Genomic DNA, 24,763 nt, shown 5'->3' on the forward strand with positions numbered 1-24,763 from the left:
CGAACGGCGCACCAAGCACACCGCGCTGCACCTGCCCGACGAAAAGGCCTACGAGGTGGCCCGGCGCGGCTCGGGCAAGCAGCAGGCGGCGACCACCATGGCGTTCGTGCGCCTGCTCAAGGACCTGATGCGGGACAAGGAGTTCGGTGCCCGCGTGGTGCCGATCATCCCGGACGAAGCCAGGACCTTCGGCATGGACTCGTTCTTCCCCACGGCGAAGATCTACAACCCCAAGGGGCAGAACTACCTGTCGGTGGACCGGGACCTGGTCCTGGCCTACAAGGAATCCCCGCAGGGCCAGATCCTGCACACCGGGATCAACGAGGCCGGTTCGACCTCCGCACTGACGGCCGCCGGCACCTCCTATGCCACCCATGGCGAGCCGCTGGTGCCGATCTACATCTTCTACTCGATGTTCGGCTTCCAGCGCACCGGCGACTTCTTCTGGGCGGCGGCGGACCAGATGGCCCGCGGCTTCGTGATCGGTGCGACCGCCGGCCGGACCACGCTGACCGGCGAGGGCCTGCAGCACGCCGACGGGCACTCCCCGATCCTCGCCTCGACCAACCCTGCGGTCATCACCTATGACCCGGCCTACGGTTACGAGATCGGCCACATCATGCGCACCGGCCTGGAGCGCATGTACGGCGGGAACCACCCGGATCCGAATGTCATGTACTACCTGACGGTGTACAACGAGCCGATCGTCCAGCCGGCCGAACCGGAGGAGCTGGACGTCGAGGGCCTGGTCAAGGGCATCTACCTGCTGGCCCCGGCCACGGTGGACGGGCCGCGCACCCAGCTGCTCGCCTCCGGCGTCGCGGTGCCGTGGGCACTGGATGCCCAGCAGATCCTGGCCGAGGAATGGGGCGTCTCCGCCGACGTCTGGTCCGTGACCAGCTGGACCGAACTGCGCCGCGACGGCCTGGCCGCCGAGGAGGAAGCGTTCCTGAACCCGGGCGCCGAGGCGCGCAAGCCCTTCGTCACCCGCCAGCTCGAGGGGGCCGCCGGCCCGGTCATCGCGGTCAGCGACTACATGAAGGCCGTCCCGGACCAGATCCGCCAGTTCGTGCCCAACGAGTTCGCCAGCCTGGGCGCGGACGGCTTCGGCTTCTCCGACACCCGGGCCGCGGCCCGCCGGTACTTCAAGATCGACAGCCACTCGATCGTGGTCCGGGCGCTGCAGATGCTCGCCCGCCGCGGCGAAGTCGACCAGAATGCCCCGAAGGAGGCGTTCGAGCGCTACAAGCTCAACGACGTCAACGCCGGCACCTCCGGCAATGCCGGGGGCGATGCCTGACCCGGACGGCTCCCGGGACCGGCCTGCGCCGGCCCATTGAGTCACAGTCCAGCAGGACGGCAAGTGAAGGACGGCGGCGGGTTCCCGGCAACGGGAGCCCGCCGCCGCTGCATTCCCCTCCCGGGGAATGGCCGGCGCCACTTTCTTCACCGCCACCAGGGGACAACTGCGGACCGCGTTTTACGCGGGGGGTGGGGCGGGATTTAGTAGGAACCGCACAAATCGGAAATGGAGCGGCGCGCCGCCGCGCGCGTATGCTCAATGCATGTCCCAGCCCCGTTCCGCACCTCCCGCAGCCCCGCATGCCCGCAACACCGGGGCGGGGCAGCAGCGCAATCCCGAACTGCTGGAACGGCTGCGTTCGAAGATCGGTGCGCTCTCCACTGCCACCTTGAAGCGGCTGGAGAGTGACCTGCCCTGGTACCGGACCCTGCGTCCGGACGAGCGGGCGGCGCTGGGCCTGGTGGCCCAGAAGGGCATCGCATCCTTTGTCACCTGGTACGAACGGCCCGCCTCCCCGGCCTGGGTGATGAACGACGTGTTCGGCACCGCCCCGACCGAGCTGACCCGCTCGATCAGCCTCCAGCGTGCCCTGCAGCTGATCCGCGTGGTGGTCGAGGCCGTGGAGGACCAGGTGCCGGACCTGGCCGGTGATACCGGGGAGGCGCCGCTGCGCGAGGCCGTGCTGCGCTATTCCCGCGAGGTTGCCTTCGCGGCCGCCGACGTCTACGCGCGGGCGGCCGAGACCCGCGGCGCCTGGGACACCAGGCTGGAGGCCCTGGTGGTGGACGCCATCCTGCGCGGGGAGAGCTCCGATGCGCTGCGCTCCCGGATCGCCGCGGTGGGCTGGAAGTCCCAGGGCCGGATTACCGTGATGGTGGGCAGCTCCCCCGCCGAACCGAGCCCGTCCTTCGTCAACGAACTGCGCCGCGCCAGCTCCCGCTTCGCCGACGACACCCTGGTGGGCATCCAGGGCGACCGCCTCATCCTGGTGCTGGGCGGGCTGGGCTACCACGACGGCGACCTCGACTCGGCCTTCGCCCGGCTCAGCGAGCTCTTCGGCCCGGGCCCGGTGGTCTACGGCCCGGAGGCGGCCTCGCTGATCGAGGCCAGCGCTTCGGCGCAGGCCGCCTTCGCCGGGCTCAATGCCGCTCCGGCGTGGCCCGGCGCCCCGCGGCCGGTGGCGGCCAACGACCTCTGGCCCGAGCGGGTGATGTCCGGCGATGACGCGGCGCGGCGCGAGCTCTACAAGTACATCTACGTGCCGCTGCTCAACGCCGGCAACGGCCTGGTGGAGACCCTCTCCAGCTACCTGTCGCTGGGCCATTCGCTGGAGGCGACCGCCCGGGAACTCTTCGTCCACGCCAACACGGTACGCTACCGGCTGCGCCGGGTCTGCGACGTCACCGGCTGGGATCCGCTGCTGCCCCGCGAGGCCTTCGTGCTCCAGACGGCCTTGGCTGTGGGCCGCCTGCTGGCTGCGGCACGCCCCGCCCAGGACCGCGGGCCTACTCGGCAGTAGGGTACGGTCATTGTAGACTTCCTACAAAGCGTTCCGGCGAGCTTAGTTCGCCCAAACACCGTAAGAACCGCAACCTCTTTGGAAAGCTGGATACGTGCTTGCAATCGTCTGCCCCGGCCAGGGCTCCCAAACGCCAGGTTTTCTCCGCCCGTGGCTGGACGTGCCCGGCGCCGCCGACCATCTTGAGCAGCTGAGCAGCATTGCCGGCCTTGACCTGGCCGCCCACGGCACCACCTCGGACGAGGAAACGATCAAGGACACCGCCGTGGCCCAGCCGCTGATCGTCGCCGCCGGCCTGGTCGCGGCGCGTGCCCTAACGGCCGGGGCGCCGCTGGACTTGTCCACCGTCGTCGCCGGTCACTCGGTAGGCGAGATTACCGCCTCGGCGATCGCCGGGGCCCTCGACGAAGCCGACGCCATGACCTTTGTCCGTACGCGGGCCAACGCCATGGCCCGGGCCGCCGCCGAGGCCGAAACCGGGATGAGCGCCGTGCTCGGCGGGGACCCGGAGGAGGTGCTCGCCGCCATCCATGCAGCCGGCCTCACTCCGGCCAATGCCAACGGCGCCGGCCAGATCGTCGCCGCAGGCACCCTGGCCCAGCTGCAGTCGCTGGCCGACAACCCGCCGGCCAAGGCCCGGATCATCCCGCTCAAGGTGGCCGGCGCCTTCCACACCCACCACATGGAACCGGCGATGCAGGCGCTTGAGGCCCTGCGGCCGCAGCTTTCCCCGGCGTCGCCGGTGCTGACGCTGCTGTCGAACTACGACGGGGAACCGGTCGCCGGCGGCGAAGAAAACCTCGACAGCCTCATCGCCCAGGTCTCGCGGCCGGTACGCTGGGATCTGTGCATGGAGGAAATGCTCTCCGTCGGCATTACCGGGATCCTGGAACTGCCGCCGGCCGGAACCCTGACCGGGCTGGCCAAACGGGGCATGAAGGGCGTAGCCACCATGGCGCTGAAGACCCCTGACGAACTGGATGCCGCCCGTGCGTTCATCGCCGAGCACACCAGCCTCGTCCCGGCCGTCTCCGATGCAAGCTCTGTCACCGAATCTGGAGAAACCAACTAGTGAGTACCCCCGCCATGCTGCAGGCTCCGACGCGTGCGCACTCCCGCGTCCTGGGCCTGGGCGCCTACCGTCCGGACGTCATCGTGACCAACGACGACGTCTGCCAGTGGATCGAGTCCTCGGACGAATGGATCCGCCAGCGCACCGGCATCGTCACCCGCCACCGCGCCAAGGCCGATGTCTCCGTCATCGATATGGCCGAAGGGGCAGCGCGCGAAGCGCTGCAGAAAGCCGGCATCGAAGCTTCCCAGCTGGGCGCCGTCATCGTCTCCACCATCTCCCACCCCTACGCCACGCCGTCGGCGGCCGCCGCGCTGGCGGACCGGCTCGGCGCGACCCCGGCCCCGGCCTTCGACATTTCCGCCGCCTGCGCCGGATACTGCTACGGGATCGCCCAGGCCGACGCCCTGGTCCGCTCCGGGACGGCCGACTACGTGCTGGTGGTCGGGGCGGAGAAGCTCTCCGACGTCATCGACAACACGGAGCGCACGATTTCCTTCCTGCTCGGCGACGGCGCCGGCGCCGCCGTCGTGGGCCCCTCGGACGTCCCGGGCATCAGCCCCTCGGTCTGGGGCTCCGACGGCAGCAAGTGGGACGTGATCAGCATGACCCACTCGCTGAACGAGGTCCGCGAAATCTCGCTCGCCGCCGAGGCCGCCGGTTCGCTGGCCGCCGCCGCGGCCGACCTCGGGGAGGACGGCCACAAGCTCTGGCCCACGCTGCGCCAGGACGGCCCGTCCGTCTTCCGCTGGGCCGTCTGGGAGATGGCCAAGACCGCCAAGCGCGCCCTGGATGCCGCCGGCGTGCAGCCGGAGGACCTCGCCGCGTTCGTGCCGCACCAGGCGAACATGCGGATCATCGACGAGATGGTCAAGCAGCTCAAGCTGCCCGAAAGCGTCGCCGTGGCCCGTGACATTGCCGACGCCGGCAACACCTCCGCCGCGTCCATCCCGCTGGCCACGCACCGGCTGCTGCAGGAGAACCCGCAGCTCTCCGGCGGGCTGGCCCTGCAGATCGGTTTCGGCGCCGGACTGGTGTTCGGCGCGCAGGTGATCGTCCTGCCGTAGTATCCACAGAGTTCCCGTACCAAGCCGTCAACAGCGGTTTGACACCCCTGCCGGACACCGTGCCGGCGCCACGAGAAAAGGAGCCATTCATGGCGAGCAACGAAGAAATCCTGGCAGGCCTTGCCGAGATCGTAAACGAAGAGACCGGCCTGGCCCCGGAGGCCGTGGAGCTGGACAAGTCCTTCACCGACGACCTGGACATCGACTCCATCTCCATGATGACCATCGTCGTCAACGCCGAGGAGAAGTTCGGCGTGCGCATCCCGGACGAAGAGGTCAAGAACCTCAAGACCGTCGGCGACGCCGTCGATTACATCGCCAAGGCCCAGGCATAGCCATCCGCGAGGGGACGGCGGCCGGACCGCGCCGACAGGCCCGGTCCGGCCGCCCCCTTTGTGCATTTACCGCTGAGATTTCCCCGAACACTTTGAGAGATTGAGCCAATGCCACGCAAAGTAGTCATCACCGGTCTCGGTGCCACCACGCCCATCGGCGGCGACGTGCCCACCATGTGGAGGAACGCGCTCAAGGGCGTCTCCGGTGCCCGCACCCTCGAGGATGACTGGGTAGCCGAATTCGACCTGCCGGTCACGTTCGCCTGCCGTGCCTCGAACCCGGCCGGCGAGGTCCTCAGCCGCGTTGAGGCCAAGCGCATGGACCCCTCCACCCAGTTCGCCGTCGTAGCCGCGCGCGAGGCGTGGAGGGATTCGGGCATTGAGGAGATCGACCACGACCGCCTGGCCGTGGCCTTCGCCACCGGCATCGGCGGCGTGTGGACGCTGCTGGACGCCTGGGACACCCTGCGCGAAAAGGGACCCCGCCGCGTGCTGCCCATGACCGTGCCGATGCTGATGCCAAATGGTCCTGCGGCAGCGGTGAGCATGGACCTCGGCGCCCGCGCCGGGGCCCACACGCCCGTCTCCGCCTGCGCCTCGGGCACCGAGGCTCTCGCCATGGGCATTGACCTGATCCGCACCGGCAAGGCGGACGTGGTGATGACCGGCGGTGCCGAGGCAGCCATCCACCCGATGCCGATCGCGGCCTTCGGTGCCATGCAGGCCCTGTCCAGGCGCAACGACGACCCGGAGCACGCGTCACGTCCCTACGACGTCGACCGTGACGGCTTCGTCATGGGCGAAGGTGCCGGTGCCCTGCTGCTCGAGGCCGAGGAACACGCCCTCGCCCGCGGCGCCCGGATCTATGCCGAACTGGCCGGTGCCGGCGTCACCGCCGACGCCTACCACATCACCGCACCCGACCCCGAGGGCCTGGGCGCCACCCGTGCCCTGAAGGCCGCTCTGTTCGACGCGCGCGTGCAGCCTGAGGACGTCGTGCACATCAATGCGCACGCCACCTCCACCCCGGTGGGCGACAAGCCGGAGTACACGGCCCTGAAGGCAACCTTCGGCGCGCACGTGGACAACCTGGCCGTGTCGGCCACCAAGTCGCAGACCGGGCACCTGCTCGGTGCCTCGGGTGCCGTCGAGTCCGTGATGGCCGCCCTGGCCGTCTACGAGCGCCAGGCCCCGGTGACCATCAACCTGGAGCGCCAGGATCCGGAGATTCCGCTGGACGTCGTCACGTCCCCCCGGAACCTGCCCGCCGGCGACATTGTGGCGCTGAACAATTCCTTCGGCTTCGGCGGGCACAACGCCGTCGTCGTCTTCCGCAGCATTTAGCGCGCGGGGCACCGCTGCCCCGCGCAGCGGGATCCGGGATGCACGAAGGGCGGCCAAGCTTCGGCTTGGCCGCCCTTCGACGTTCTCAGCAGGAGGCGGGACGTGCAGGTCCCGGCGGGCTAGCCCACCTGGTGCAGCCAGCGGACCGGTGCGCCCTCGGCGGCGTGGCGGAACGGCTCGAGCTCCTCGTCCCAGGCCTCGCCCAAGGCCAGCGACAGCTCATGGTAGACAGCTGCCGGATCACCGGCGCCGGCCTCGTAGGCATAGCGGATCCGGTCCTCGGAAACCATGATGTTCCCATGGACGTCCGTGATGGCGTGGAAAATGCCCAGCTCGGGAGTATGGGACCAACGTCCGCCGTCCACGCCGCTGCTGGGCTCCTCGGTGACTTCATAGCGCAGATGGGCCCAGCCGCGCAGGGCAGAGGCCAGCAGGGCCCCGGTCCCCTGCGGACCGACCCACGACAGCTCGGCCCGGAACATACCCGGCGCAGCCGGCTGAGGGGTCCATTCAAGATCCGTGCGTTTATCCACGACGGACCCGATGGCCCACTCAATATGCGGGCACAGTGCAGTCGGTGCCGAATGCACGAAAAGCACCCCGCGCGTCATCACAACAGACATCCCATCCTCCTATTTGCTGTAGATACGTCTTCCCCTACGATCTGCAGCAGCAGGACAGCCGTCCAGCACGGCGCCATGGTAATTACAGTCTTGCTATTCAGGTCCCTCCCTAGAGTACGGCACTCATTCTGCCGTACGCGCCCGGTTTCTGCCAGTGTAACTACATTTGTCGCACACCTGCCCTGCCCTGACTGTGGAGTCAGGCCCTCGGGTGGGCCTGCTCGTAACTTCGGCGGAGCCTGTCCACCGAAATGTAAAAAACAGGATTTCCTGGACCGACCTCAGGTCCGCACCGCCGTCGANGGGTGGTGGCCAGGCTGCTGTGCCCCAGGATTTCCTGGACCGACCTCAGGTCCGCACCGCCGTCGAGCAGGTGCGTCGCCGCGCTGTGCCGCAGGGCATGGGGGCTCGTCGCCGCAGTGTCCCCCAGCTGGCCGAACAGCCTGGCCGCCAGGGAGCGCACCTGGCGCGGGTCCACGCGCCGGCCACGCCGACCCAGGAACAGGGCAGGCCCGCTGGCCTCGGTGGCCAGGCGGCCGCGTCCACGCCGCAGCCAGTCATCGAGGGCCTTGGACGCAGGTATCCCGAACGGGACGGTGCGTTCCTTATTGCCTTTGCCCAGCACGCGCAGAGTCCTGCGTTCGTGGTCCACGTCCTCCAGGTCCAGGCCGGCCAGCTCGCTGACCCGAATGCCCGCGGCATAGAGCAGCTCCACCATTGCCCGGTCCCGCAGGGCCACCGGATCCCCTTCCGCAGCCCCGGCCGCCAGGTTCCCGAACAGTGCCTGCATCTGGGTCTGCTGCAGGACCGCGGGCAGGGTTTTCTCCCGCTTTGGTGCCCGCAGCCGCAAGGCGGGGTCCGTCCGGATGAGCTCCTCGCGCAGCGCCCAGGCCGTGAACGCCCTGGCCGAGGCCGCCCGGCGGGCGATGCTGGACCGCGCCTGCCCTGCCGAACTCATGGCTGCGAGCCAGGAACGCAGGGTGGCCAGCGTGAGGTCTTCCAAGGTGGCGGCCCCGCCGGCCAGCGCGTAGGACAGCAGGTCCGCAATGTCGGCAGAGTACGCCCGGGCCGTATGTTCGCTCCGCGCCCGCTCGGCCCTGAGGTAGCGCATAAATCCGTCCATAGCGGCGGCAAACTCCGCAGGCCACCGCGGCAGGCCGTCCGGTCCGGGTCCATCGCTTCGCGTCATCCCTCAACTGTGGTTCCCCGCCGGGGGTAACTCAAGGAGGCGCACGGAGCAGCCCGGATCCTCCCGCTGATCCGGGCTGCTCCAACTGGTTCCGGGAGGTAGCAGGGCGGCCCAGCTACTGGCGGCGGGCCCGGCGCCAGCCGGTCCCGTCCTGGACGGCCAGCGAGTTCAGCTCCAGCCGTCCCAGGCCCGCGAGCACCCGCTGGACCGGCAGCCCGGCCACCACTGCAAGCTTCCTGGCCGGCACGCCCTGCCGGACGGGCAGGGCGTCCAGCAGCAGCAGCTCCTCCACGCCCAGGCCGTCATGGTCGGCCAACGGCGCCTGCCATTCCCCGTTCCCTGGCATGGCGCCGGCATCGAACGGGCCCAGCAGTTCCACCACCTCGGCTCAGGCTAGGCGACGGCGCTGCCGGCTGTGAAGCCTGCGTCCGGCAGGCAGGACCGGTGTGGACAATATGCCCGCCGCTACCAGCCAGGCCCCGGTTCCGGGCAGACTGGGGAGTTGCCCAGCCGGGCCGGGCGGCGCAGCGGGCCGGCCCGGCCCCGCTGTGAGTCAGGGGCGCTTGGTTTCCGCGGAGTATTTCGCTGTGGTGGTGTAGCCGGGCTTGGCGCCGGTGACCCTGACCTTGAGACGGTCGCCGCGGTCAGCGGCCTGCACCTTGTAGGTCTTGGCGGTGGCGCCCTTGACGGCCTTGCCCGAGCGGTACCACTGGTATCTGATGGTGGTCCCGTACGTCCAGGTGCCGGTCCTGGCGGTCAGGGTGCTGCCGACCTTCGCGGTGCCGGTGATCTTCGGCTGCACCGCTGTCAGGGTGCCTTTGGCGACCGTGGCGGTGGCCGCCGATGTCTTCGCCAAGGTCGTGTATCCGTCCAGGGAGCCGGTGACCTTGACGGTAAGTTTCCGGCCGGCATCGGCGGCTGTCGCCTTGTAGGTGGCCTTCGTGCCACCCTTGATGGCCTGGCCGTCGCGCAGCCACCGGTAGGTGAACGAGCTGCCCGGGCTCCAGGTGCCCTTCCAGGCGGTGAGGGTCCTGCCGACCCTGGCCGTGCCCGTGATCTTCGGGGTGACAGCCGTCAGTGTGCCTTTGGCGACCTTCGCGGTGGCGGCCGAGACCCGGGTGTCCCCGTTGTAGCCGGTCAGGGTCCCGGTGATCCGCACCCTGATGGTCTTGCCGGCGTCCTGCCCGGTGAGCCTGTAGGTGTTTCCGGTGGCGCTCTCAATGACCTTGCCGTCGCGCAGCCACTGGTAGCTGAACGAGGTGCCGGCGGTCCAGGTGCCCTTGTAGGCGGTGAGGGTGTTCCCGACTTTTAGGGTCCCGCCGATTTTCGGCGAGCCGTAGGACAGGATGCCTTTGTCCACCGGGAAGGTGGGGTCCGATTCGCTGCTCAGGCTGGTGTACCCGGCCTGCCTGGCGGTGATGCGGACCGTGAGGGTGTGGCCTTCCTCGGCCGCGGTCGGCCTGAAAGCCTTGCCGGTCGCCCCGGCAATGACCGTGCCGGAACGGTACCACTGGTACGACAGGGTGGCCCCCGGGGAGTAGCTGCCGATAGTCACGGTGAGCTCGGAGCCGACCATCACCGGCCCGGTGATGTACGGCAGGGCCAGCCACAGGGTGCCCGGGCCGACCTTGCCGGTGGCGGCCGAGGTGGCCGAGGCCGGCCGGTAGCCGTCCCGGGTGCCGGTGGCGGTCACGGTCAGGGCGCTTCCAAGATCGGCGGCCACGGGGGTGTAGGCCTCTCCGGTGGCCCCGGGAATGGCGGTCCCGTTCCGGTTCCACTGCCAGGCCAGGGTGAGCGGTGCCGGGGACCAGGTGCCGGCGGAGGCGGTGAGTTCGGCGCCGACGACAGGGGCTCCGATAATGGACGGGGTTGCGGCGACGACGGCCGGCAGTGCCCCCAGGGCGGCGGCAGCGTCGACCAGTCCCGCGCCGCAGCCGGGGCTGCAGTACCAGGCCTGGGCGGTGGCCTTGAGCCGTTCCTCGATCCGGGCCGGGGTCAGGCCGGGGTTGGCCGAGACCATCAGGGCGGCCAGCCCGGCCACGTGCGGGGCGGCCATGGAAGTGCCCTGGGAGTAGCCGTAGTCCTCGCTGGCGGGCGTGGTGGCACCGGCGTTGACCGTGGAGGCGATGCCGCCTTCGTCCCCCGCGGACATGTCCCCGCCGGGGGCGGTCACATCCACCGCATCGCCGAAGTTCGAGTAGGGGGCCAGGGTGCCTCCCGGCCCGGAGGCGGCCACGGTGATGACGTCGGCGCAGTTGGCCGGCATGACGTTGGCGGCGGGCTCGTCCTCGTTGCCGGCGGCCACGACCACGGCGGCGCCGCGGCCCACGGCGAAGTCGACGGCGGTCTGCATGCTCGCCGTGCAGGAGGACCGTACGCCGACGCTGAGGTTGATCACATCGGCAGGGTTCGGGTTGGCCGGAACATCCGGCACGCTGCCCCCGGTGGCCCAGATGACGGCGTCGGAGATGTCGGACAGGTAACCCCCGCAGGCGCCCAGGGCACGCACCGGCACCACCTTGGCGTGGTGGGCGATGCCGGTGACGCCCTTGCCGTTATTGGCTACCGCCGCAATGGTGCCGGCCACGTGGGTGCCGTGCCAGGAGGAGGTGCTGCTGTCGGAGGTGCCGCACTCGCCCCAGCCGTACCAGTCGCCCTCATCCTGTGGGTTCGCATCGCGGCCGTCCCCGTCCCGGCTCATCCCCGGATGGGACATCATATCGTAGCCGGGCAGGACGTTCTCGTCCAGGTCGGAGTGGGCGGTCATGCCGGTATCGACCACTGCCACGACCGTGCCTTCCCCGGTGGACAGGTCCCAGGCTTCGGGCATGCGCATCCCGCCCAGGTCCTCGTACAGGTCCCACTGCAGGTTGTAGTGGGTGTCGTTGGGCACCATGACCGGCGTCAGCAGCAGGTCCGGTTCGGCGTATTCAACATCGTCGCGGGATTCCAGGGCCTCGGTGAGCTCCCTGGTCTCGGCTGCATCGAGCGGGCGGCCTGTTTCGATGACCTTCGCCCCGCCGGCGGTGGTGCGCTTCTCCTCCGCCCCGGTTCCCACGGCACCGGCGGCCCGGTCATAGGCACGGTCCCGCAGCATGGAGTTGCCGGCGGCCTTGTCCCGGAACTTGACGATGAACCGGTCGGAGCCTCCGTCCGCAGCTGCCTCGCGCACCGGTCCGGCCGCCTTGTCGGGCAGCTCGGCGGCCGCCGCGGTAACGGGGATGATCGAACCGAACAACAGCGACAGGCAGGTGGCGGCTGTCGCCCCGGCGGTCAGCCGGAAGGCAGGTTGTGGCATGCGGTGTCCTCAGGTGCGTGAAGATGTGGTCCGGCCGCTGGCGGGGCGTCCGGGTGTGGCTGGTACTGCTGCGAGCCTACCGGGGTGGACAAGACGATTCCCTGAATATCCTCAAATAAGACAGGACACTGGCCGGAACGGCGCCGTGCCGGCTGCCACGGCCGCAAGCCACACCGTGGGATGTGCAGGACGTGGCAGGTCTTCTCGGCGAGACCGGCAGTCCGGGCATCTTCCTCAGGGAAACCTGCTGCGTGTTGCCGGGACGGGACCGGGCGCCCATCCTACCGTTTTGCACGTGACATGGGTCACAGCGTGTGAATTGGGGGCGCGCACCGCCGGCCCGGCAGGAACTGAACATCCCGGCAACCCACGAAATGCGCCAGACCAACGACCCGAAGGACAGGTTCTTCTGACGGACCATCCTGTACACCATACTCCCCCTGAACCGCTGATCCACCGGCGGCCACGAACAGAGCAAAGGCGCCGCGCCCGGGACGGGCGGGGCGCCTTCTGGTTTCAGCGGCTTACCCGGCGACCAGGCCGACCACAGGTGCGACGCCGCGGGCGATTTCCGGTTCCAGCAGGATGGTGAGGGAGCCGTGGGAGGTCACTGTTCGGGGCCGGCGTCCTGGTCTGTGAACGGCCTGGGCACCCAGACCTGCGGGTCCGTTCCTTTTTCCTTCAACAGCAGGCGCGGGCCAGGCCGCCCCCGGCGGTCAAGACTCACAGCCGAGCCCGTCGCCGTCGCGGTCGAACTTGGGCTCCCAGCCGGGGTCGCCGGCCCGGATCGGGGCCTTGCCGGCGGCCTTGACCGCCGAGCAGTTCTGGTAAAAGATGTCCCCGCCGGGGGCCGGTTCCTGCAACGCGGGGGTCTCCGGCTCCGGTGCGGCCTTGGGCTCGGCCTTGGGCTTGGCGGCCAACGGGACGGTGACCCCGCCGTCATCGTCCGGGACCGGCTGGTCCGGGCAGGAGGAGAGCACCCGGGCGATGGCGGCCTTCTCCGCGGATGTCATCCACAGCTTGTACTTGGCCTTGACCGCGGTCTGCAGGGCCACGTATTCGCAGCGGAAGGCCCGGTTCGGCGGCAGCCAGGTCGCAGCGTCCGAGTCGGACTTGGACCCGTTGGTGGGCCCGTCCACGGCCAGCAGGTTCAGCGGGTCGTTGGCGAAGGCCTCCCGCTGGTTCGGGGCCAGCTGCTGCGCGCCGGTCTGCCAAGCCAGGGACAGCGGGATGACGTGGTCGATCTGCACGGCGGTGCTGGTGGCGTTGCCGCGGACAAAACGGATGGTCGTGGCAGTGAACGGATCGGCCAGGGTGCCGGAGGTGACGATGCAGTTGTTCGTGCCGGGCCTGAAGGTCTCATTCACCAGGTCCCGGGCGAGGATGTCGTTGCGGGCATCGCAGCCGTTGCGGTCCGGGTCCTGCCAGCCGCTGCCGAACTCATCGCGGTCGTACCCGGTCTTGGGGGCCCGGCCCTTGACCGGGGTGGTCTCCAGCAGGGCCAGGGCGGTGCCCTTGGCGGCCGGCTTCTCCTTCTTCGGGGCCGGAGCCGGTTTCTTCGACTCCGCGGTCTTGGAAGGGGTGGTCGCGGCCGCCGGGGTGTTCGTCTCCTGCGCCCGGGGCGCCTCGATGGCCGTGGCTGCCGGCGGTGCGCTCTCGACAGTAGTGGGCCCGCACCCGGCCAGGGCGAAGGCGGACAGGGTCACGGCGGCCAGCGACGACAGTGTCCTGGCCCGGAAGGTACGGCGGTGATCGGTCATGGTTCCCCCCAGGGAGTGCGATGGCTTCCTGCCCAGCCTATGCAGGCACACCCGCCGATCGCGCTCCATGCCCACCGGCCCGGCGCGCCGCCACATCAGGGCAGGACCAAGACGAAGGGACGACCGCGGGATTCACCCGCAGCCGGGTCTGCCGATATTCTGGAAACGGCCCCGGAAGACAGCAAACGGGAGGCGGGGAACGATGAACCACGGCAATGACATGAAGCGCTTTACCTCCGTTTCGGCGACCGCCCTCGCCGCCGCCCTTGTCCTGGCCGGCTGCGGCGCCGACACCGCTTCCAACACCGCCGCGACCCCGGCCCCCACAACGGCGGCCACCGCCAGTGCACCGGCCGACCACAACAGCGCGGACACCAGGTTCGTGCAGTCGATGATTCCCCACCACGAGCAGGCCGTGCAGATGAGCGAGATCATGCTCGCCAAGCAGGACCTCGACCCGCAGATCAAACAGCTTGCCGACGACATCAAGGCCGCCCAGGGCCCCGAAATCAAAACAATGGAGGGCTGGCTCCAGGGCTGGGCCGAAGCCGGCACCTCCGGCGGGCACCACCAGATGGACGCCGGCAGAGCCACGGAAGGCATGATGGGCGCAGAGGACCTGGATAGGCTCAAGGCCGCCCGGGGCGACGACGCCGCCCGCCTGTTCCTGACCCAGATGACCGCGCACCACGAAGGCGCCATCCAGATGGCCAAGGAGGAGGTCGCCAACGGCTCCAACCCGGAGGTGATCGCCCTGGCGGAAAAGGTCATCAAGGACCAGCAGGCCGAAATCGACAAGATGAAGGATCTGCTCACCGGCCGCTGACCACCGCAGCCGGCTGCGACGGCCGAAGCTACAGTGGCGGAGCCATCTACGTCGCCGGCGCCTACGGGCCCCTCGGCGCGGAACAGCACCCCTACAGCCGCCTGCCCTACACCGACTCCCAGGGCCGCCGGGTCAGCGAGCGGGACCTGGCCGGGATCGCGTGGAAGAAGGCCGAGCGGCGGATGCTCAACGCCCAGCCCAAGGCGGCACGGACCGCGGCCAGGCAACCGCGCGGGCACAACGGGCACCCCGGCCAGTTCACCCCACCGGACCTACCAGGAACCCGGCATCTGGCTCTAACCCGGCGGGCCTTGGAGGCTGCACAATTAAGGTCCGTTGCAACTGTGTGGAGGCCGGGGTGAACGAGGCGACCGAGGCGTTCTGGCTGTACGTGGACCGTGAGTGGGGCCTGCCGGGCCGCGCCGAGGTGGCCATACTGCTCGGAACAGACCCGGACCTCCTGCCCGGCAACGGCAGCCTCCTCGGCGTGCGGCTGTGGCAGGAGACCGTGTACCCGGGGTTTCAGTTCGACCGGCGCACCGGCCGTGTACTGGAAGCCATCCCTAGGCTGGTCTCCGCCGCCCGGGAACTGGGCCTGGGCAACGAGGACTTGGTCTTCTGGCTGTGCTCCCCCTCCAGGCACTACGGCGGTGACTGTCCGGTGGAGCATCTCGATGATTCCGACGACGTCGTGGAGAAGCTGAGGCTGTCCGAGTCGGTGGAGTGGTAACGCGCGGTAGTTGGTTTCCTCTGGAAGGCAGGCGCACACCTAGCGGACTGTTCACAGGCACAGGCCGCTGCCGTCGCGTTCCACCAGGCGAAGGTCATCCGCGCACAGATGGGCGCCCCATCCCTCCCGTCCGATGTACTCCTCGCGCGGCTCGTTACCGATGCTGTATTGCGACAGAACTCGACAGGGTCAGGGCCGCTCGGCGAGGACGGCAACAGCTGCGACGGCCTGTCGGAGCGCATCCTCGGTCAGTGCCGACAAGGGTATGTTCGGTTTTCTGGAAGCGAACCGGCTTGAGCGCAGATTGGCGGCGACTTCGGCCAGCCCGGGGATGTTTCCAAGGTCATGCAGGAACCTTTCGAGCAGCTCCTGGTCGGGCAGCTCCTCCTCGGGCATCCTGGACATCCTGATGAAGCTGAACTCAATCGAGGTTCCCTGCACGCTGAAGTGGAACAGCGACACCGTACCCAGCTGCCTTCCCCGGGCATCGCGGACCGGCAGGCCCCCGGACGGGCTGGTGGCCCGCGGCGATCCGACAAAGACCCGGTCCCGGGCAGCGGCCTCCGCTATGAAGGCGTCGAACTTGCCGACCAGCGCCGGTTCGTTCGTCTCCAGCCAGGCACGGTAGGTCGGCGCGTCCCATACCTTCCGGTCATCCTCGGCGACGGACTTGGCTTCGGCCAGTTCCTGCCCGTAGACCTCGGGCAAAAGGACCTCGACCGGGCCCAGGGCGCGGCGGGCGTACTCGACGGCGATGACCGAGGTGCCGGGCCCGGACATGGCGTTCAGGTACTCAACCATCCGTTTCAACGGCTCGTTGATAGCGTCCACGGCCAGCACAATGCGGAACCTCGCCTCGGCCAGGTTCCGCGCGACGGTGTCCCGGAAAAGAGGGTTCCCGCTGTGGTCGGTAAAGAGGGAGTCGCCGGTGCGGGCGCGCCACCGGGCATCGAATTCCTCCACGTCCATCCTCCACAGCCGGGCGGCATAATCAAACATCTGCCCCACGATCTCGCGGCGCACCTGCGGGTTGGCCGCCAGCTTGCATTCGACCAGCGTCACCTCGCCGTCTGCATCAACAATCACGATGTCGGCAGGACCGGCCGCGGACTGAAACTCCCGGCACACCGCCGCCTGCGGGCCGACCCCCGGAATCAGGTCCGGGTGTGCCGCCAGGAGTTCCTGCAGGTCGGCCTCCAGCGCATAGCCGGCGTCCGCGGGCTCCCTCCACGTCCCGTCAGCCTGGCGAATCAGAATCTGTCTCATGCCCGCCCCTTCCCCGGCGATGGCCCATGAGCTTGGGGCCAGTGTGGCCGTGACCGTGGGCGCTGTAAAGACTGTGGGCGTTGTAAAAGCCCGCGCGAAGCGGCGTAGCGAAGCCGGGCCAGAGCAGGGCGTCTCAGGCGGCTAGAACTTCGCGGCCGGGCTCCCAGGCCGGGCAGGTCCGGATTTCAGAAGGTCGTCTGAACGCCCACGAAGCCGACAACCCCGCCGCGTGAGGGCGCTTCCTCGACGATGTGGCGGGCTGCCCACCAGGCGCTGACCGTGTGCAGCTGGACCCGCAGCGCCGGCACGCTGAGCACCTGGCCGCCCGGCGTGGTCATGGAGGCACCGAGCAGGTTCAACACCTCGCCGTCGTCCCCGCCAGGCCCTAAGGCGGCCATCATCGGATTGATCTTGTCCAAGATCATCGACTGCAGCTGCTCCTGCGGACCCCGGAATTCCCTGGCCTTCGGTGTCCGGGCCAGCTGGCGCTGCGGGTCCTGCCCCGTCGCTTCCCGGAACCGGGCCGCTGCTGGCCGGGAAGCCGGCGACCAGTCAGCCGCCCGTGAGCAGGTAGATGTACGGGCATTCGTCGCCGCGCTCCGCGGACGCCGCCAGGGCGCGCAGGCTCGGATCCACGGGTGCCGGGGTCTCTGGAGTCATGGCTAAACGATACGGAGCGCATCACCGCCCCACCCATGCGCGCCGCGCCGCCCGATGCTCGGTATTTATCCAGCCCGACCGGTCCAAACTTACGAGTGCAGACGGAGGCTCCCGCCGGACCGTTGTTCCGCATATGTTGGGACCATCAGGACAGCGCTGGTTGGCACCGGCAAGGAGGAGCCGCGCGATGGACGCACGCGAAGATTTCGACGCCCTGCTGTACCTCCTGTCGGTGACGCGCAACGAGGCCATCCGGCCTCCGCTGGCCGCAGACGTCGAGGTGAGTGATCCCGACGGAAAGCGAACCGACGCCGTGGCGAGGGTCGATGGGCACACAGGGTCCTGGCGGCTCGAAGAGGACGGCTGTGTCACCTCCTACAGTCCCGGCGAAGGCCTGGTCTTCCGGGACGCCGACGGCTCGGCGGAGTCCCTGGGACACGAGCGCAATGACTGGATGCCGCAACCCGTCCAGCTGTTCTACCCGCTGAGAATGCGGATCTGGGGCGGCTTTTCCGACGACCTGCGCATCACCGGGGCAAAGCGCCGGGGCGATGACGTACTGCTGTCACTGGTCTACCTGGAGGACGCGGAATACCACGCCTCCGCCCTCTTCAGCAGCAAATACGGGGTCGTGACGGAGTTCCGGACACCCTCGGGATCCTGGCTGCTGCGCCGCCTCAGGACCGATATCCCCGGCCCCGACGCCACCTGACGTCAGGCCGCGGCGCGGTACCCGCGTCAAGAGGCTTCGGCCAGCAGGGCAGCGGCCACCTGCGGGGCGACGACGTTGGCCGCCTGCAGGAACTGCCGGGAGCGGCTGCCGGACCACGGGAAGGAGGCCGGGAAGCCGTTGAGTTGGAGGTCAGGCCCGGCAGTGTGAATGTCAGGAGAACCTCTGCGCTGGCCTCCAACAGCGATAGCAACGATCTGCTGCTGTCCATCCAGCTGGTCTCATCCGCGCGAATTTCGCAGCACGGCCGAGACGACATCATGACCCCCGGGACCCCGCAGAAGAAGCTGGCTGCCGAAGAACTGGATGCCGCCACGGCCACCAGGGTGGAGGCCCTGCTGGTGTACCCGAACATCCGCCAGCACCGGGAGCCTGCCGGCCGGCGCCACCAGGCAGGCCTGGCCGCAGCATCCGGACCGCCGGCCGCTGCGCTTATCCACAGCGTGGCGGCCCGGTCTTCCCAACTCCGGCGCCCGGGTGGAGGATTCAGTCATGGGCACCACCAAGCGCCGGACCACCGCCTGGCCGGTCTTCGGCTTCATCGACCCGGAGCTGCCCCAGGAGATCGTCACCCTGACCTCGGTCTGCACCCGGGACGGCTTCGAGGCGACGGCGGTGCGCTCCTGGGTTTCCGACATTGACGGCACCGGCCTGGAAGCGGACCAGACCGACCCGGTGCCGATCCTGTCCCTGCCTCGCCGGCCCGGTATGGGCTTGGCGCGGTTCCACATGCTCGCGGTCGCCGAGCTGAACCGCCGGCGCGGCGTCGACTACGAGGTCGCCGACCTGTTCCTCCAGGACTTCCCGGAGCAGAACCTGCCGGGAGCGCCGTAACCCCGGCAGGCACCGTATCGATTACCGGATTGCCAACCCGTTTAGGCCGGCCCGGTGAGGAGCCCGCCGCCCACCGCACACATGGGGACCCATGCGCACCAAGACCACGCCTGACCGGAACGCTCCGAACCCCGAGACTTCCGAGTCCCCCATTGACGGGCACCCCAATATGGTCCTGGTCCGGCTTACCTCCCTGGACGGGCGCGGCCGGCAGGCGGCCGTCGACTATGTGGGCCTGGCCGGCACCGACCTCGCCGTCAAAGTCAGCCCGATCGAGAGCATCGAGGACGCCTGTGCCCGGCTGCGTGCCGGTCTGGATAAGCTGGCCATCGACGTCTTGCTCTGATTGTGTGACGCGCCGGTAACGCCGGCTGCCCACAATATGATCCACGGGCATCTCCAGGCTGACCGGGATGAGCCCCGGCGCCGAAAGGGGCATGCCCCATCGAAAGATCACCAAGCCGGTGCAGGACAGGAACCGTCTGGTCCTCCAGGCAAAGGTTGTGGGAGCAGGCGCCGTCCTGCCGGCACTTCCGGTCATCTTTCTGGTGATAAACGTCCTCGTTTCACTGCAGGCAAGGTGAGGAACATGCCCAAGGAAAACCAGCCTTCCCACGGTAGCCCGGATCAGGCTCCACCTCCCGACGGCTACCCGGTCAAGGAATGGAAGGGCATTAAGATGATGGCCGGCGGGCACGTTGTCGCCATCCCCACGGACGATTTCGTGAACGGGTTCAATGCCGTGATCGAGACGACCGAAGCTCCTGCCGCCATTGCGCCGATTGACACCGGGACGGCGGAAGAGGTCCTCCACGACTACGCCCGGGCACACGATGTCCGGGACGTGATCGGCACCGATGTCTCCGCACTGATCGTCACAGGCCCCGAAGAGATCTGGCTGGCAGGTCCGCAGTTCACCCGGCAGATCGCCGCAGGGCTGGCCCAGGATCCGGAATTCCTAGACGGCATCCGGCAGATCCGCGGCGACAACCTCGGGCAGTAGCCGGACCCCCGGCGGCCCGGTGAGGGCCGCCGGCCCTGCCGTACACATGGCGGTCATGACCACCGCCATCGCCGCCCCCGCCAAGGAATGGGCCGCCCTGTTCTCCTCCTACTCCCCCGTCACCGGGGAACCCGTACCGCACGCGACCCTCGCCGACGCCTACGCGCATGCCGCCGAGGTGACCGCAGCCCAGCCCGGCATCGAGTTCGAACTCGTCTCGCGTGAAGGTACCGGCCCCTGGCCGCACCGGCCGGACGGGAGCTTACTTGAGCTTGAATGGCCGGACAACGCGTCCGAACCCTTGACCCACCGGCACTCCACCCTGCCTGAGGCCATTCCGCAGAGCTGGTGCACCTTGCGAAGAGGAGCAAAGGCTTGAGACACCGTTGTGCAAAGACCCACCTTCCATGCGCCCCGGACTAGGCAAGGCTGCCTGCAGCTGGCAGACTGTCCGTGGTCCGACGTGCCCGGCATCCCCCAAGTGCCAGGCCGGCGGGGCAACGAATGGAAGGGTCCCGACCGATCCCCCAATACGGCCGGGGCCCTTCCACAGCCTGTGGAAAGCCGTTGTAAACCGGCACACACAAGAAAGCGGCCTGGACCCCCACCGCTCCAGGCCGCTCTGGCCGGCCCTACTCGACGCTAAGGTGGCCCGCCGCCAGCAGCTGCGGGATCATGCCGGCCAGCTCCTTGACCAGCTCCGCAGTCCTTCGGCGGTCATATCACCATAGGTGCCGGATCGAAGGAAATACAGGGTGCGCCTGTCCAGCCGGAGCAAAGGGCCCCCGGTGCCGCTGAGGGCAGCAACCGGGGTCCGCACCGCTGGAGAGCCCCCCGGGCACATGGGGCAGGACGGCATGAACAGGAAGTCCGCCCGACGGATGCGGCCACGGTAGCTTCTACTTCACGCCGGACGAAAGGACCCGCCGGACGCGGAAGCGTTGCAGGTTGGCCGACACCGGAGCCGTCCACCCCTCAATCCAGTCACAGGCGGCCCCGGTGGACTCTCAGGCTATTCCGCGCCCTCCAACTTCGCCAGCACCGCCGTAAGGTCGACCAGCAGCTGCCGTGCCTCGTCCACGGTCACATAGTCCTCCACGTTAACGTGCACCATCGTGAGGCCCTCGTCCCAGCTGGTGCTGACCAGCCCGGCCGAGGGTCCCAGCCAGTCGTCGGCCCCGAGACCGTCCGGCTGTGCGGGACGCGGAACGAATCCGGCCGGTGCTGTGTACTTGGTGGTCATGGCGGTTCCTTCCCTTCATCAAATAACGTCCTTATTGACGTTCCGACAGGTCGGAGCCGGAGCCCTTCTTCGGCAGCGATGCCGGCACCAGGTTGACAGTGATCTTGCGCCGGCTCAGCGGGATGCCGGCATTCTTCGCCGCCGACTTGATCCGGTCCTTGGCCTCGTTCAGTGCCGCGTCCGGCAGTCCCAGCAGGATGAATGCCGGAAGGGACTGGGAGATGTCCGCTTCGACCTCGACCAGGTAGCCGTCCAGCCCCACCAGCGCCACGGCGAAGGTCCTGCCCAGTGCCATCAGCCGATCGCCTTCAGCTGCTCGATGACCGGATCCCCGGTGCCGTCATCGAGGACCGCCACCGCGTCGATCCGCAGGCCGGCAGCGTCCATCCCGTGGGCACGCAGCCATTGCCGGGCAATAATCTGCAGCCGGTGGACCTTGGCCGGGGTGATCGCCTCGAAGGGATGCCCGTAGTCCGGGGTCCGCCGGGTCTTGACCTCGGAGACCACCACGGTGGCGCCCTCCAGCGCAACGATGTCCAGCTCCCCCGCCGGTCCGCGCCAGTTGCGGTCCACCACATGCTGGCCGGAGCGTTCGAGAAAACCGGCGGCGAGCTCCTCGCCGTGCCTGCCGAGTATGTCCTTGGGTCTCATGCCCTCCAGCGTGTCCGGCCGCGGGCCGCAGGCACAGAGGCCGCAGCGCGGAGGTGGACACCCGGCCAGTGGCCGGCCCTGTGGAGGACAAGTCCCCAGGGACAAGTCCCCAGGGACGGGTCCCCCAGGGACGGGTCCCCCAGGGACGGGTCCCCCAGAGTGGGGTGCTCCCGCCGTGGCCGCTTCGCTGCCACTGCGGGAGCACCCCACTCGCTAGCGCGTCGGGCCTGCCCGCCGCTCGCTTCGCCCGCGGTGGGTCCCTCGGCCCTAGCTGCCCAGAGCACCGCCCTTGGGCAGGGCCAGGTCATCGTTTTTGGTCAGTTCCTCGATGTTGACGTCCTTGAAGGTGATCACCCGGACGCTCTTGACGAAGCGGGCGGAGCGGTAGACATCCCAGACCCAGGCATCCTGCAGCGTCAGGTCGAAGTAGATTTCGCCGTCGGCCGAGCGTGCCTGCAGGTCCACGTGGTTGGCCAGATAGAAGCGCCGCTCCGTCTCCACCACATAGCTGAAAAGCCCGGCAACGTCCCGGTACTCGCGGTAGAGCTGCAGCTCCATGTCCGTCTCATAGTTCTCAAGATCTTCGGCGCTCATACCTCTATCTTCCCCCACGCCGGCGGCAGTTCAGACCCCGGGCGGCTGCGCCGGGGCCAGCCGCCAGCTGCGGCGGTGGAACTCGGAGGCACCCCGGGCCAGGATCGCGGCCCGGTGCGCCTCGGTGGCATAGCCCTTGTTGACCTCCCAGCCGTAGCCCGGATGCTCCAGCGCCAGCCGTGCCATCTGCGCATCCCGCTCGACCTTGGCCAGGACGCTGGCGGCCGCCACGCTCAGGCACTGCAGGTCGGCCTTGATCCGCGTGTGCACCGGGGCATCGCAGCCGGGCTCACCGGCGTCGAACAGGGTGGCCTGGGCGGGCGAGAGCCAGTTGTAGTTGCCGTCCAGGATGACGATGTCCGGCCGCACGACGGCGGCGACCTGCAGCCAGGCACGGGTCCCGGCCAGGCGCAGTGCGGCGGTCAGGCCGAGTTCATCGATTTCGGCGGCGGTGGAATGCCCGACGGCCCAGGCAGCCGCCCACGCCCGGATGCGCGGCACCAGCAGTTCCCGTTCGGCAGGGGCCAGCAGCTTGCTGTCGCGGACGCCCTTGAGGTGCTTCAGCCCGGCGGTGTCCACCACCACCATGCCGACGCTGACCGGCCCCGCAAGCGCACCGCGGCCGACCTCGTCCGCCCCGGCGACGAAGCGGTGGCCGCCGGCGGCGAAGGATCGCTCGAAGCGGAGGGTAGCGTCCTTGCTCATGGGGATCGGGGTCCTGCTGCTACTGGGCGCCGTGCTGGACCGGCCTGGCCGCCGGGTCGGCGGGCACGGACTCGAACACCTCGGGGTAGCTGCCCAGGAAGCCCGCCCGCTCCAGCGGCCAGGCGATCACTGCGGCCTTGCCCTCCACCGACTGTGCATCGACGAAGCCGCCGGACGGCTCCTGCCGGTGTTCGCGCGAGTCGGCAGAGTGGTTGCGGTTGTCCCCCATCATCCAGAGCTTGCCCTCGGGCACGGTGACCTCGAAGGGAATCCGTTCATTGTCCGACCCCGGCGCCAGGTACGGCTCCTCCAGCGGCTGGCCATTGACCGAAATCCGCCCGTCCGCGTCGCAGCAGACCACCTTGTCGCCGCCGACACCGATGACGCGCTTGACCAGGTGCTGCTGGGAACTGTCCGGCAGCAGCCCCACGAAGGTCAGTGCCTGCTGGAACCAGTTCTGGCCCGCGCCGCCGCCGTTCGGCGGCAGCCAGCCCAGATCGTCCCGGAAGACGACAACGTCGCCCCGGCCGAGCGCGAACGGCTCCGGCACCAGCAGGTTGACGAAGATCCGGTCGTCGACTTCCAGGGTGTCCTCCATCGAGGTGGAGGGAATGTAGAAGGCGCGGAACAGGAAGGTCTTGATCAGGAACGACAGCACCAGCGCGACGCCGATGATGATGCCGATTTCGCGCAGCCAGGACAGCAGCGGGGACTTGGCGGCGGATCCGCGGCGTTTGCCCGACCGCCGGCTGCGCCGGCCCGGCCCTTCAACGTCCGCCCGGGTTTCCGGGTTGTCCGCGGGATCCTGCTCCATCTTCACAGTCCTTCGTTCACCGTCCTTCGTCCGTTCCTGCAGTCCCGCCCAGCGCCGTCCGGGCCAGCGGCGTGCTGCGCTCCAGCGGCCAGATGATGCCCACCGGCCGGCCGATTACCCGGTCTATTGGAACCATACCGCCACCCGGTGCCCCCAGCAGGGACCGTGAGTCCGCGGATTTGGAACGGTGGTCACCCATCAGCCACAGCCGTCCGGCCGGCACCTCGGCAATGAACTTCATCCCGCTGGGAGCGTCGCCGGGAAACACATAGTCCTCCGTCACGGGCGCGCCGTTGACCGTCAGGCGCCCGTCCGGTGCGCAGCAGGCCACGGTATCCCCCGGCAGCCCGATGGCCCGTTTGACATAGACGGTCCCGCTGCCGGCCACGCCGAGCCACTGCCCCAGCCCCAGGACGGCGTCGACAAAGGGCGGATTCCCGCTGCGGAACGGGGCGAAGCTGCCCCGGCCGTCGAACACCACCAGGTCCCCGCGGCGGATCGGTTCCGACCGGTAGTCGGTGCGGGAGACCAGGACCCGGTCCCCGGTCCGCAGCAGCGGCTCCATCGAGCCCGAGGGAATGTAGTAGACATCCACCAGCGTGGCCCGGACGACGGCGCTGGCCAGGACGGCGCACACCAGGGCCAGGCACGCAAAACGCCAGCCCGGAAATCCGGACCGGCGTTTTGCCTGCCGACCCGTGGAGCTTTGGTCGGCTGGAGGCTGCTGCACTGCCAGTTCAGGTGGTTCAGCTAATTCGGCGTTGCGCAGGCAGGCCGGATTACTTGGCGGCGGTGTAGTCGCGCTTTTCCTTGATCTTGGCGGCCTTGCCCCGGCGGTCACGCATGTAGTAGAGCTTGGCGCGGCGCACGTCGCCCTTGGTGACAACCTCGATCTTCTCGAGGATCGGGGAATGGACCGGGAAGGTCCGCTCCACGCCGACGCCGAAGGACACCTTGCGGACGGTGAAGGTCTCGCGGACGCCATCGCCCTGGCGGCCCATTACGAAGCCCTGGAACACCTGGACTCGGGTGTTCTTGCCTTCGATGATGTTCACGTGCACCTTGACGGTGTCACCGGGGCGGAACTCGGGGATGTCGCTGCGCAGGGATGCGACGTCGACTGCGTCGAGGATATGCATTCTCTCACTCCTGGTGAACGCCACAGGTCATTCACTTTGGTCACGGCCCCGCTGCCCG

General features: G+C 68.9%; 27 protein-coding genes and 1 pseudogene. 13 read left to right on the plus strand and 15 right to left on the minus strand.

Features of this window, described 5'->3' with window-relative positions; genetic code table 11:
* From HGG74_RS12150 to fabF, 6 genes are all read left to right on the plus strand, one after another.
* A partial coding sequence (locus HGG74_RS12150) for a transketolase-like TK C-terminal-containing protein (protein WP_446680205.1) occupies positions 1 to 1,300 on the plus strand: 1,300 nt, incomplete at its 5' end.
* Positions 1,301 to 1,565: 265 nt separating this feature from the next.
* Entirely contained in the window at positions 1,566 to 2,822 is a 1,257-nt protein-coding gene (locus HGG74_RS12155) for a PucR family transcriptional regulator (protein ID WP_246262865.1), read from the plus strand.
* 94 nt (positions 2,823 to 2,916) lie between these two features.
* On the plus strand, positions 2,917 to 3,894 hold the full coding sequence (locus tag HGG74_RS12160; RefSeq protein WP_168486689.1) for an ACP S-malonyltransferase: 978 nt from the start codon (positions 2,917 to 2,919) through the stop codon (positions 3,892 to 3,894).
* 14 nt (positions 3,895 to 3,908) lie between these two features.
* Positions 3,909 to 4,961, plus strand: coding sequence for a beta-ketoacyl-ACP synthase III (locus HGG74_RS12165; RefSeq protein ID WP_205761817.1), 1,053 nt, complete (start codon positions 3,909 to 3,911; stop codon positions 4,959 to 4,961).
* Between the two features lie 89 nt (positions 4,962 to 5,050).
* Positions 5,051 to 5,296 carry an acyl carrier protein gene (locus HGG74_RS12170; protein WP_168486693.1) on the plus strand — a complete coding sequence of 82 codons (246 nt, stop codon included), beginning with the start codon at positions 5,051 to 5,053 and terminating at the stop codon, positions 5,294 to 5,296.
* Positions 5,297 to 5,404: 108 nt separating this feature from the next.
* Positions 5,405 to 6,640 (plus strand): beta-ketoacyl-ACP synthase II, encoded by a 1,236-nt coding sequence (fabF, locus tag HGG74_RS12175; RefSeq protein ID WP_168486695.1) that lies wholly within the window; start codon positions 5,405 to 5,407, stop codon positions 6,638 to 6,640.
* A 119-nt stretch (positions 6,641 to 6,759) separates the two neighbouring features.
* On the opposite strand, the gene HGG74_RS12180 is transcribed toward fabF, so the two are convergent.
* From HGG74_RS12180 to HGG74_RS12200, 5 genes are all read right to left on the minus strand, one after another.
* A complete protein-coding gene (locus HGG74_RS12180) occupies positions 6,760 to 7,263 on the minus strand; it encodes a DUF3145 domain-containing protein (protein ID WP_168486697.1) in 504 nt (167 codons plus the stop codon).
* A gap of 199 nt (positions 7,264 to 7,462) precedes the next feature.
* Positions 7,463 to 8,452, minus strand: coding sequence for a tyrosine recombinase XerC (locus tag HGG74_RS12185; protein WP_168486698.1), 990 nt, complete (start codon positions 8,450 to 8,452; stop codon positions 7,463 to 7,465).
* A 115-nt stretch (positions 8,453 to 8,567) separates the two neighbouring features.
* A complete protein-coding gene (locus HGG74_RS12190) occupies positions 8,568 to 8,834 on the minus strand; it encodes a hypothetical protein (protein ID WP_168486700.1) in 267 nt (88 codons plus the stop codon).
* Between the two features lie 171 nt (positions 8,835 to 9,005).
* Positions 9,006 to 11,750 (minus strand): S8 family serine peptidase, encoded by a 2,745-nt coding sequence (locus HGG74_RS21600; protein ID WP_246262867.1) that lies wholly within the window; start codon positions 11,748 to 11,750, stop codon positions 9,006 to 9,008.
* Positions 11,751 to 12,466: 716 nt separating this feature from the next.
* Complete coding sequence (locus tag HGG74_RS12200; RefSeq protein WP_168486701.1) at positions 12,467 to 13,510, minus strand: GmrSD restriction endonuclease domain-containing protein; 1,044 nt, start codon at positions 13,508 to 13,510, stop codon at positions 12,467 to 12,469.
* 202 nt (positions 13,511 to 13,712) lie between these two features.
* Between HGG74_RS12200 and HGG74_RS12205 the strand changes: the two genes are divergently transcribed.
* Together HGG74_RS12205 and HGG74_RS12210 are read left to right on the plus strand one after the other, a co-directional pair.
* Positions 13,713 to 14,336 carry a DUF305 domain-containing protein gene (locus HGG74_RS12205; RefSeq protein WP_246262868.1) on the plus strand — a complete coding sequence of 208 codons (624 nt, stop codon included), beginning with the start codon at positions 13,713 to 13,715 and terminating at the stop codon, positions 14,334 to 14,336.
* A gap of 358 nt (positions 14,337 to 14,694) precedes the next feature.
* On the plus strand, positions 14,695 to 15,066 hold the full coding sequence (locus HGG74_RS12210; RefSeq protein ID WP_168486703.1) for a hypothetical protein: 372 nt from the start codon (positions 14,695 to 14,697) through the stop codon (positions 15,064 to 15,066).
* Positions 15,067 to 15,255: 189 nt separating this feature from the next.
* Here HGG74_RS12210 and HGG74_RS12215 read toward each other — a convergent pair whose 3' ends face one another.
* Entirely contained in the window at positions 15,256 to 16,332 is a 1,077-nt protein-coding gene (locus HGG74_RS12215; RefSeq protein ID WP_168486705.1) for an endonuclease NucS domain-containing protein, read from the minus strand.
* Positions 16,333 to 16,517: 185 nt separating this feature from the next.
* The gene (locus HGG74_RS12220; protein ID WP_168486707.1) at positions 16,518 to 16,757 is read right to left on the minus strand and encodes a hypothetical protein; all 240 of its coding nucleotides are present in this window, start codon (positions 16,755 to 16,757) and stop codon (positions 16,518 to 16,520) included.
* Positions 16,758 to 17,179: 422 nt separating this feature from the next.
* Here HGG74_RS12220 and HGG74_RS12225 point away from each other — a divergent pair, with 422 nt between their 5' ends.
* The 5 genes from HGG74_RS12225 to HGG74_RS12245 all read left to right on the plus strand — a co-directional run bounded on the left by HGG74_RS12225 (position 17,180) and on the right by HGG74_RS12245 (position 19,938).
* Positions 17,180 to 17,704: a hypothetical protein gene (locus HGG74_RS12225; protein ID WP_168486709.1), complete on the plus strand. Its 525-nt coding sequence runs from the start codon at positions 17,180 to 17,182 to the stop codon at positions 17,702 to 17,704.
* 510 nt (positions 17,705 to 18,214) lie between these two features.
* A complete protein-coding gene (locus tag HGG74_RS12230; RefSeq protein ID WP_168486710.1) occupies positions 18,215 to 18,556 on the plus strand; it encodes a hypothetical protein in 342 nt (113 codons plus the stop codon).
* A 91-nt stretch (positions 18,557 to 18,647) separates the two neighbouring features.
* Positions 18,648 to 18,902, plus strand: coding sequence for a hypothetical protein (locus tag HGG74_RS12235; protein WP_168486711.1), 255 nt, complete (start codon positions 18,648 to 18,650; stop codon positions 18,900 to 18,902).
* Positions 18,903 to 19,145: 243 nt separating this feature from the next.
* A complete protein-coding gene (locus HGG74_RS12240; protein WP_168486712.1) occupies positions 19,146 to 19,559 on the plus strand; it encodes a hypothetical protein in 414 nt (137 codons plus the stop codon).
* A 55-nt stretch (positions 19,560 to 19,614) separates the two neighbouring features.
* The gene (locus tag HGG74_RS12245; protein ID WP_168486713.1) at positions 19,615 to 19,938 is read left to right on the plus strand and encodes a hypothetical protein; all 324 of its coding nucleotides are present in this window, start codon (positions 19,615 to 19,617) and stop codon (positions 19,936 to 19,938) included.
* Between the two features lie 633 nt (positions 19,939 to 20,571).
* On the opposite strand, the gene HGG74_RS12250 is transcribed toward HGG74_RS12245, so the two are convergent.
* From HGG74_RS12250 to rplS, 8 genes and pseudogenes are all read right to left on the minus strand, one after another.
* Complete coding sequence (locus tag HGG74_RS12250; protein WP_168486714.1) at positions 20,572 to 20,802, minus strand: hypothetical protein; 231 nt, start codon at positions 20,800 to 20,802, stop codon at positions 20,572 to 20,574.
* A 43-nt stretch (positions 20,803 to 20,845) separates the two neighbouring features.
* Positions 20,846 to 21,097: pseudogene (locus tag HGG74_RS12255) on the minus strand (magnesium chelatase domain-containing protein); the annotation flags it as partial.
* Entirely contained in the window at positions 21,097 to 21,453 is a 357-nt protein-coding gene (locus HGG74_RS12260) for a YraN family protein (RefSeq protein ID WP_168486715.1), read from the minus strand. The gene HGG74_RS12260 and the pseudogene HGG74_RS12255, both read right to left, overlap by 1 nt.
* A 267-nt stretch (positions 21,454 to 21,720) precedes the next feature.
* Positions 21,721 to 22,047, minus strand: a complete 327-nt coding sequence (locus HGG74_RS12265) for a DUF2469 domain-containing protein (RefSeq protein ID WP_168486716.1) — start codon at positions 22,045 to 22,047, stop codon at positions 21,721 to 21,723.
* Between the two features lie 30 nt (positions 22,048 to 22,077).
* Positions 22,078 to 22,752 carry a ribonuclease HII gene (gene rnhB / locus HGG74_RS12270; RefSeq protein ID WP_168486718.1) on the minus strand — a complete coding sequence of 225 codons (675 nt, stop codon included), beginning with the start codon at positions 22,750 to 22,752 and terminating at the stop codon, positions 22,078 to 22,080.
* 19 nt (positions 22,753 to 22,771) lie between these two features.
* Complete coding sequence (gene lepB / locus HGG74_RS12275) at positions 22,772 to 23,566, minus strand: signal peptidase I (protein ID WP_168486719.1); 795 nt, start codon at positions 23,564 to 23,566, stop codon at positions 22,772 to 22,774.
* Between the two features lie 16 nt (positions 23,567 to 23,582).
* On the minus strand, positions 23,583 to 24,203 hold the full coding sequence (lepB, locus tag HGG74_RS12280) for a signal peptidase I (protein ID WP_376766138.1): 621 nt from the start codon (positions 24,201 to 24,203) through the stop codon (positions 23,583 to 23,585).
* A gap of 142 nt (positions 24,204 to 24,345) precedes the next feature.
* Positions 24,346 to 24,705 (minus strand): 50S ribosomal protein L19, encoded by a 360-nt coding sequence (rplS, locus tag HGG74_RS12285; protein WP_168486722.1) that lies wholly within the window; start codon positions 24,703 to 24,705, stop codon positions 24,346 to 24,348.
* Between the last annotated feature and the right edge of the window lie 58 nt (positions 24,706 to 24,763).

The sequence above is a fragment of the Arthrobacter mobilis genome, from assembly GCF_012395835.1.
Classification (GTDB): Bacteria; Actinomycetota; Actinomycetes; order Actinomycetales; family Micrococcaceae; genus Crystallibacter; species Crystallibacter mobilis.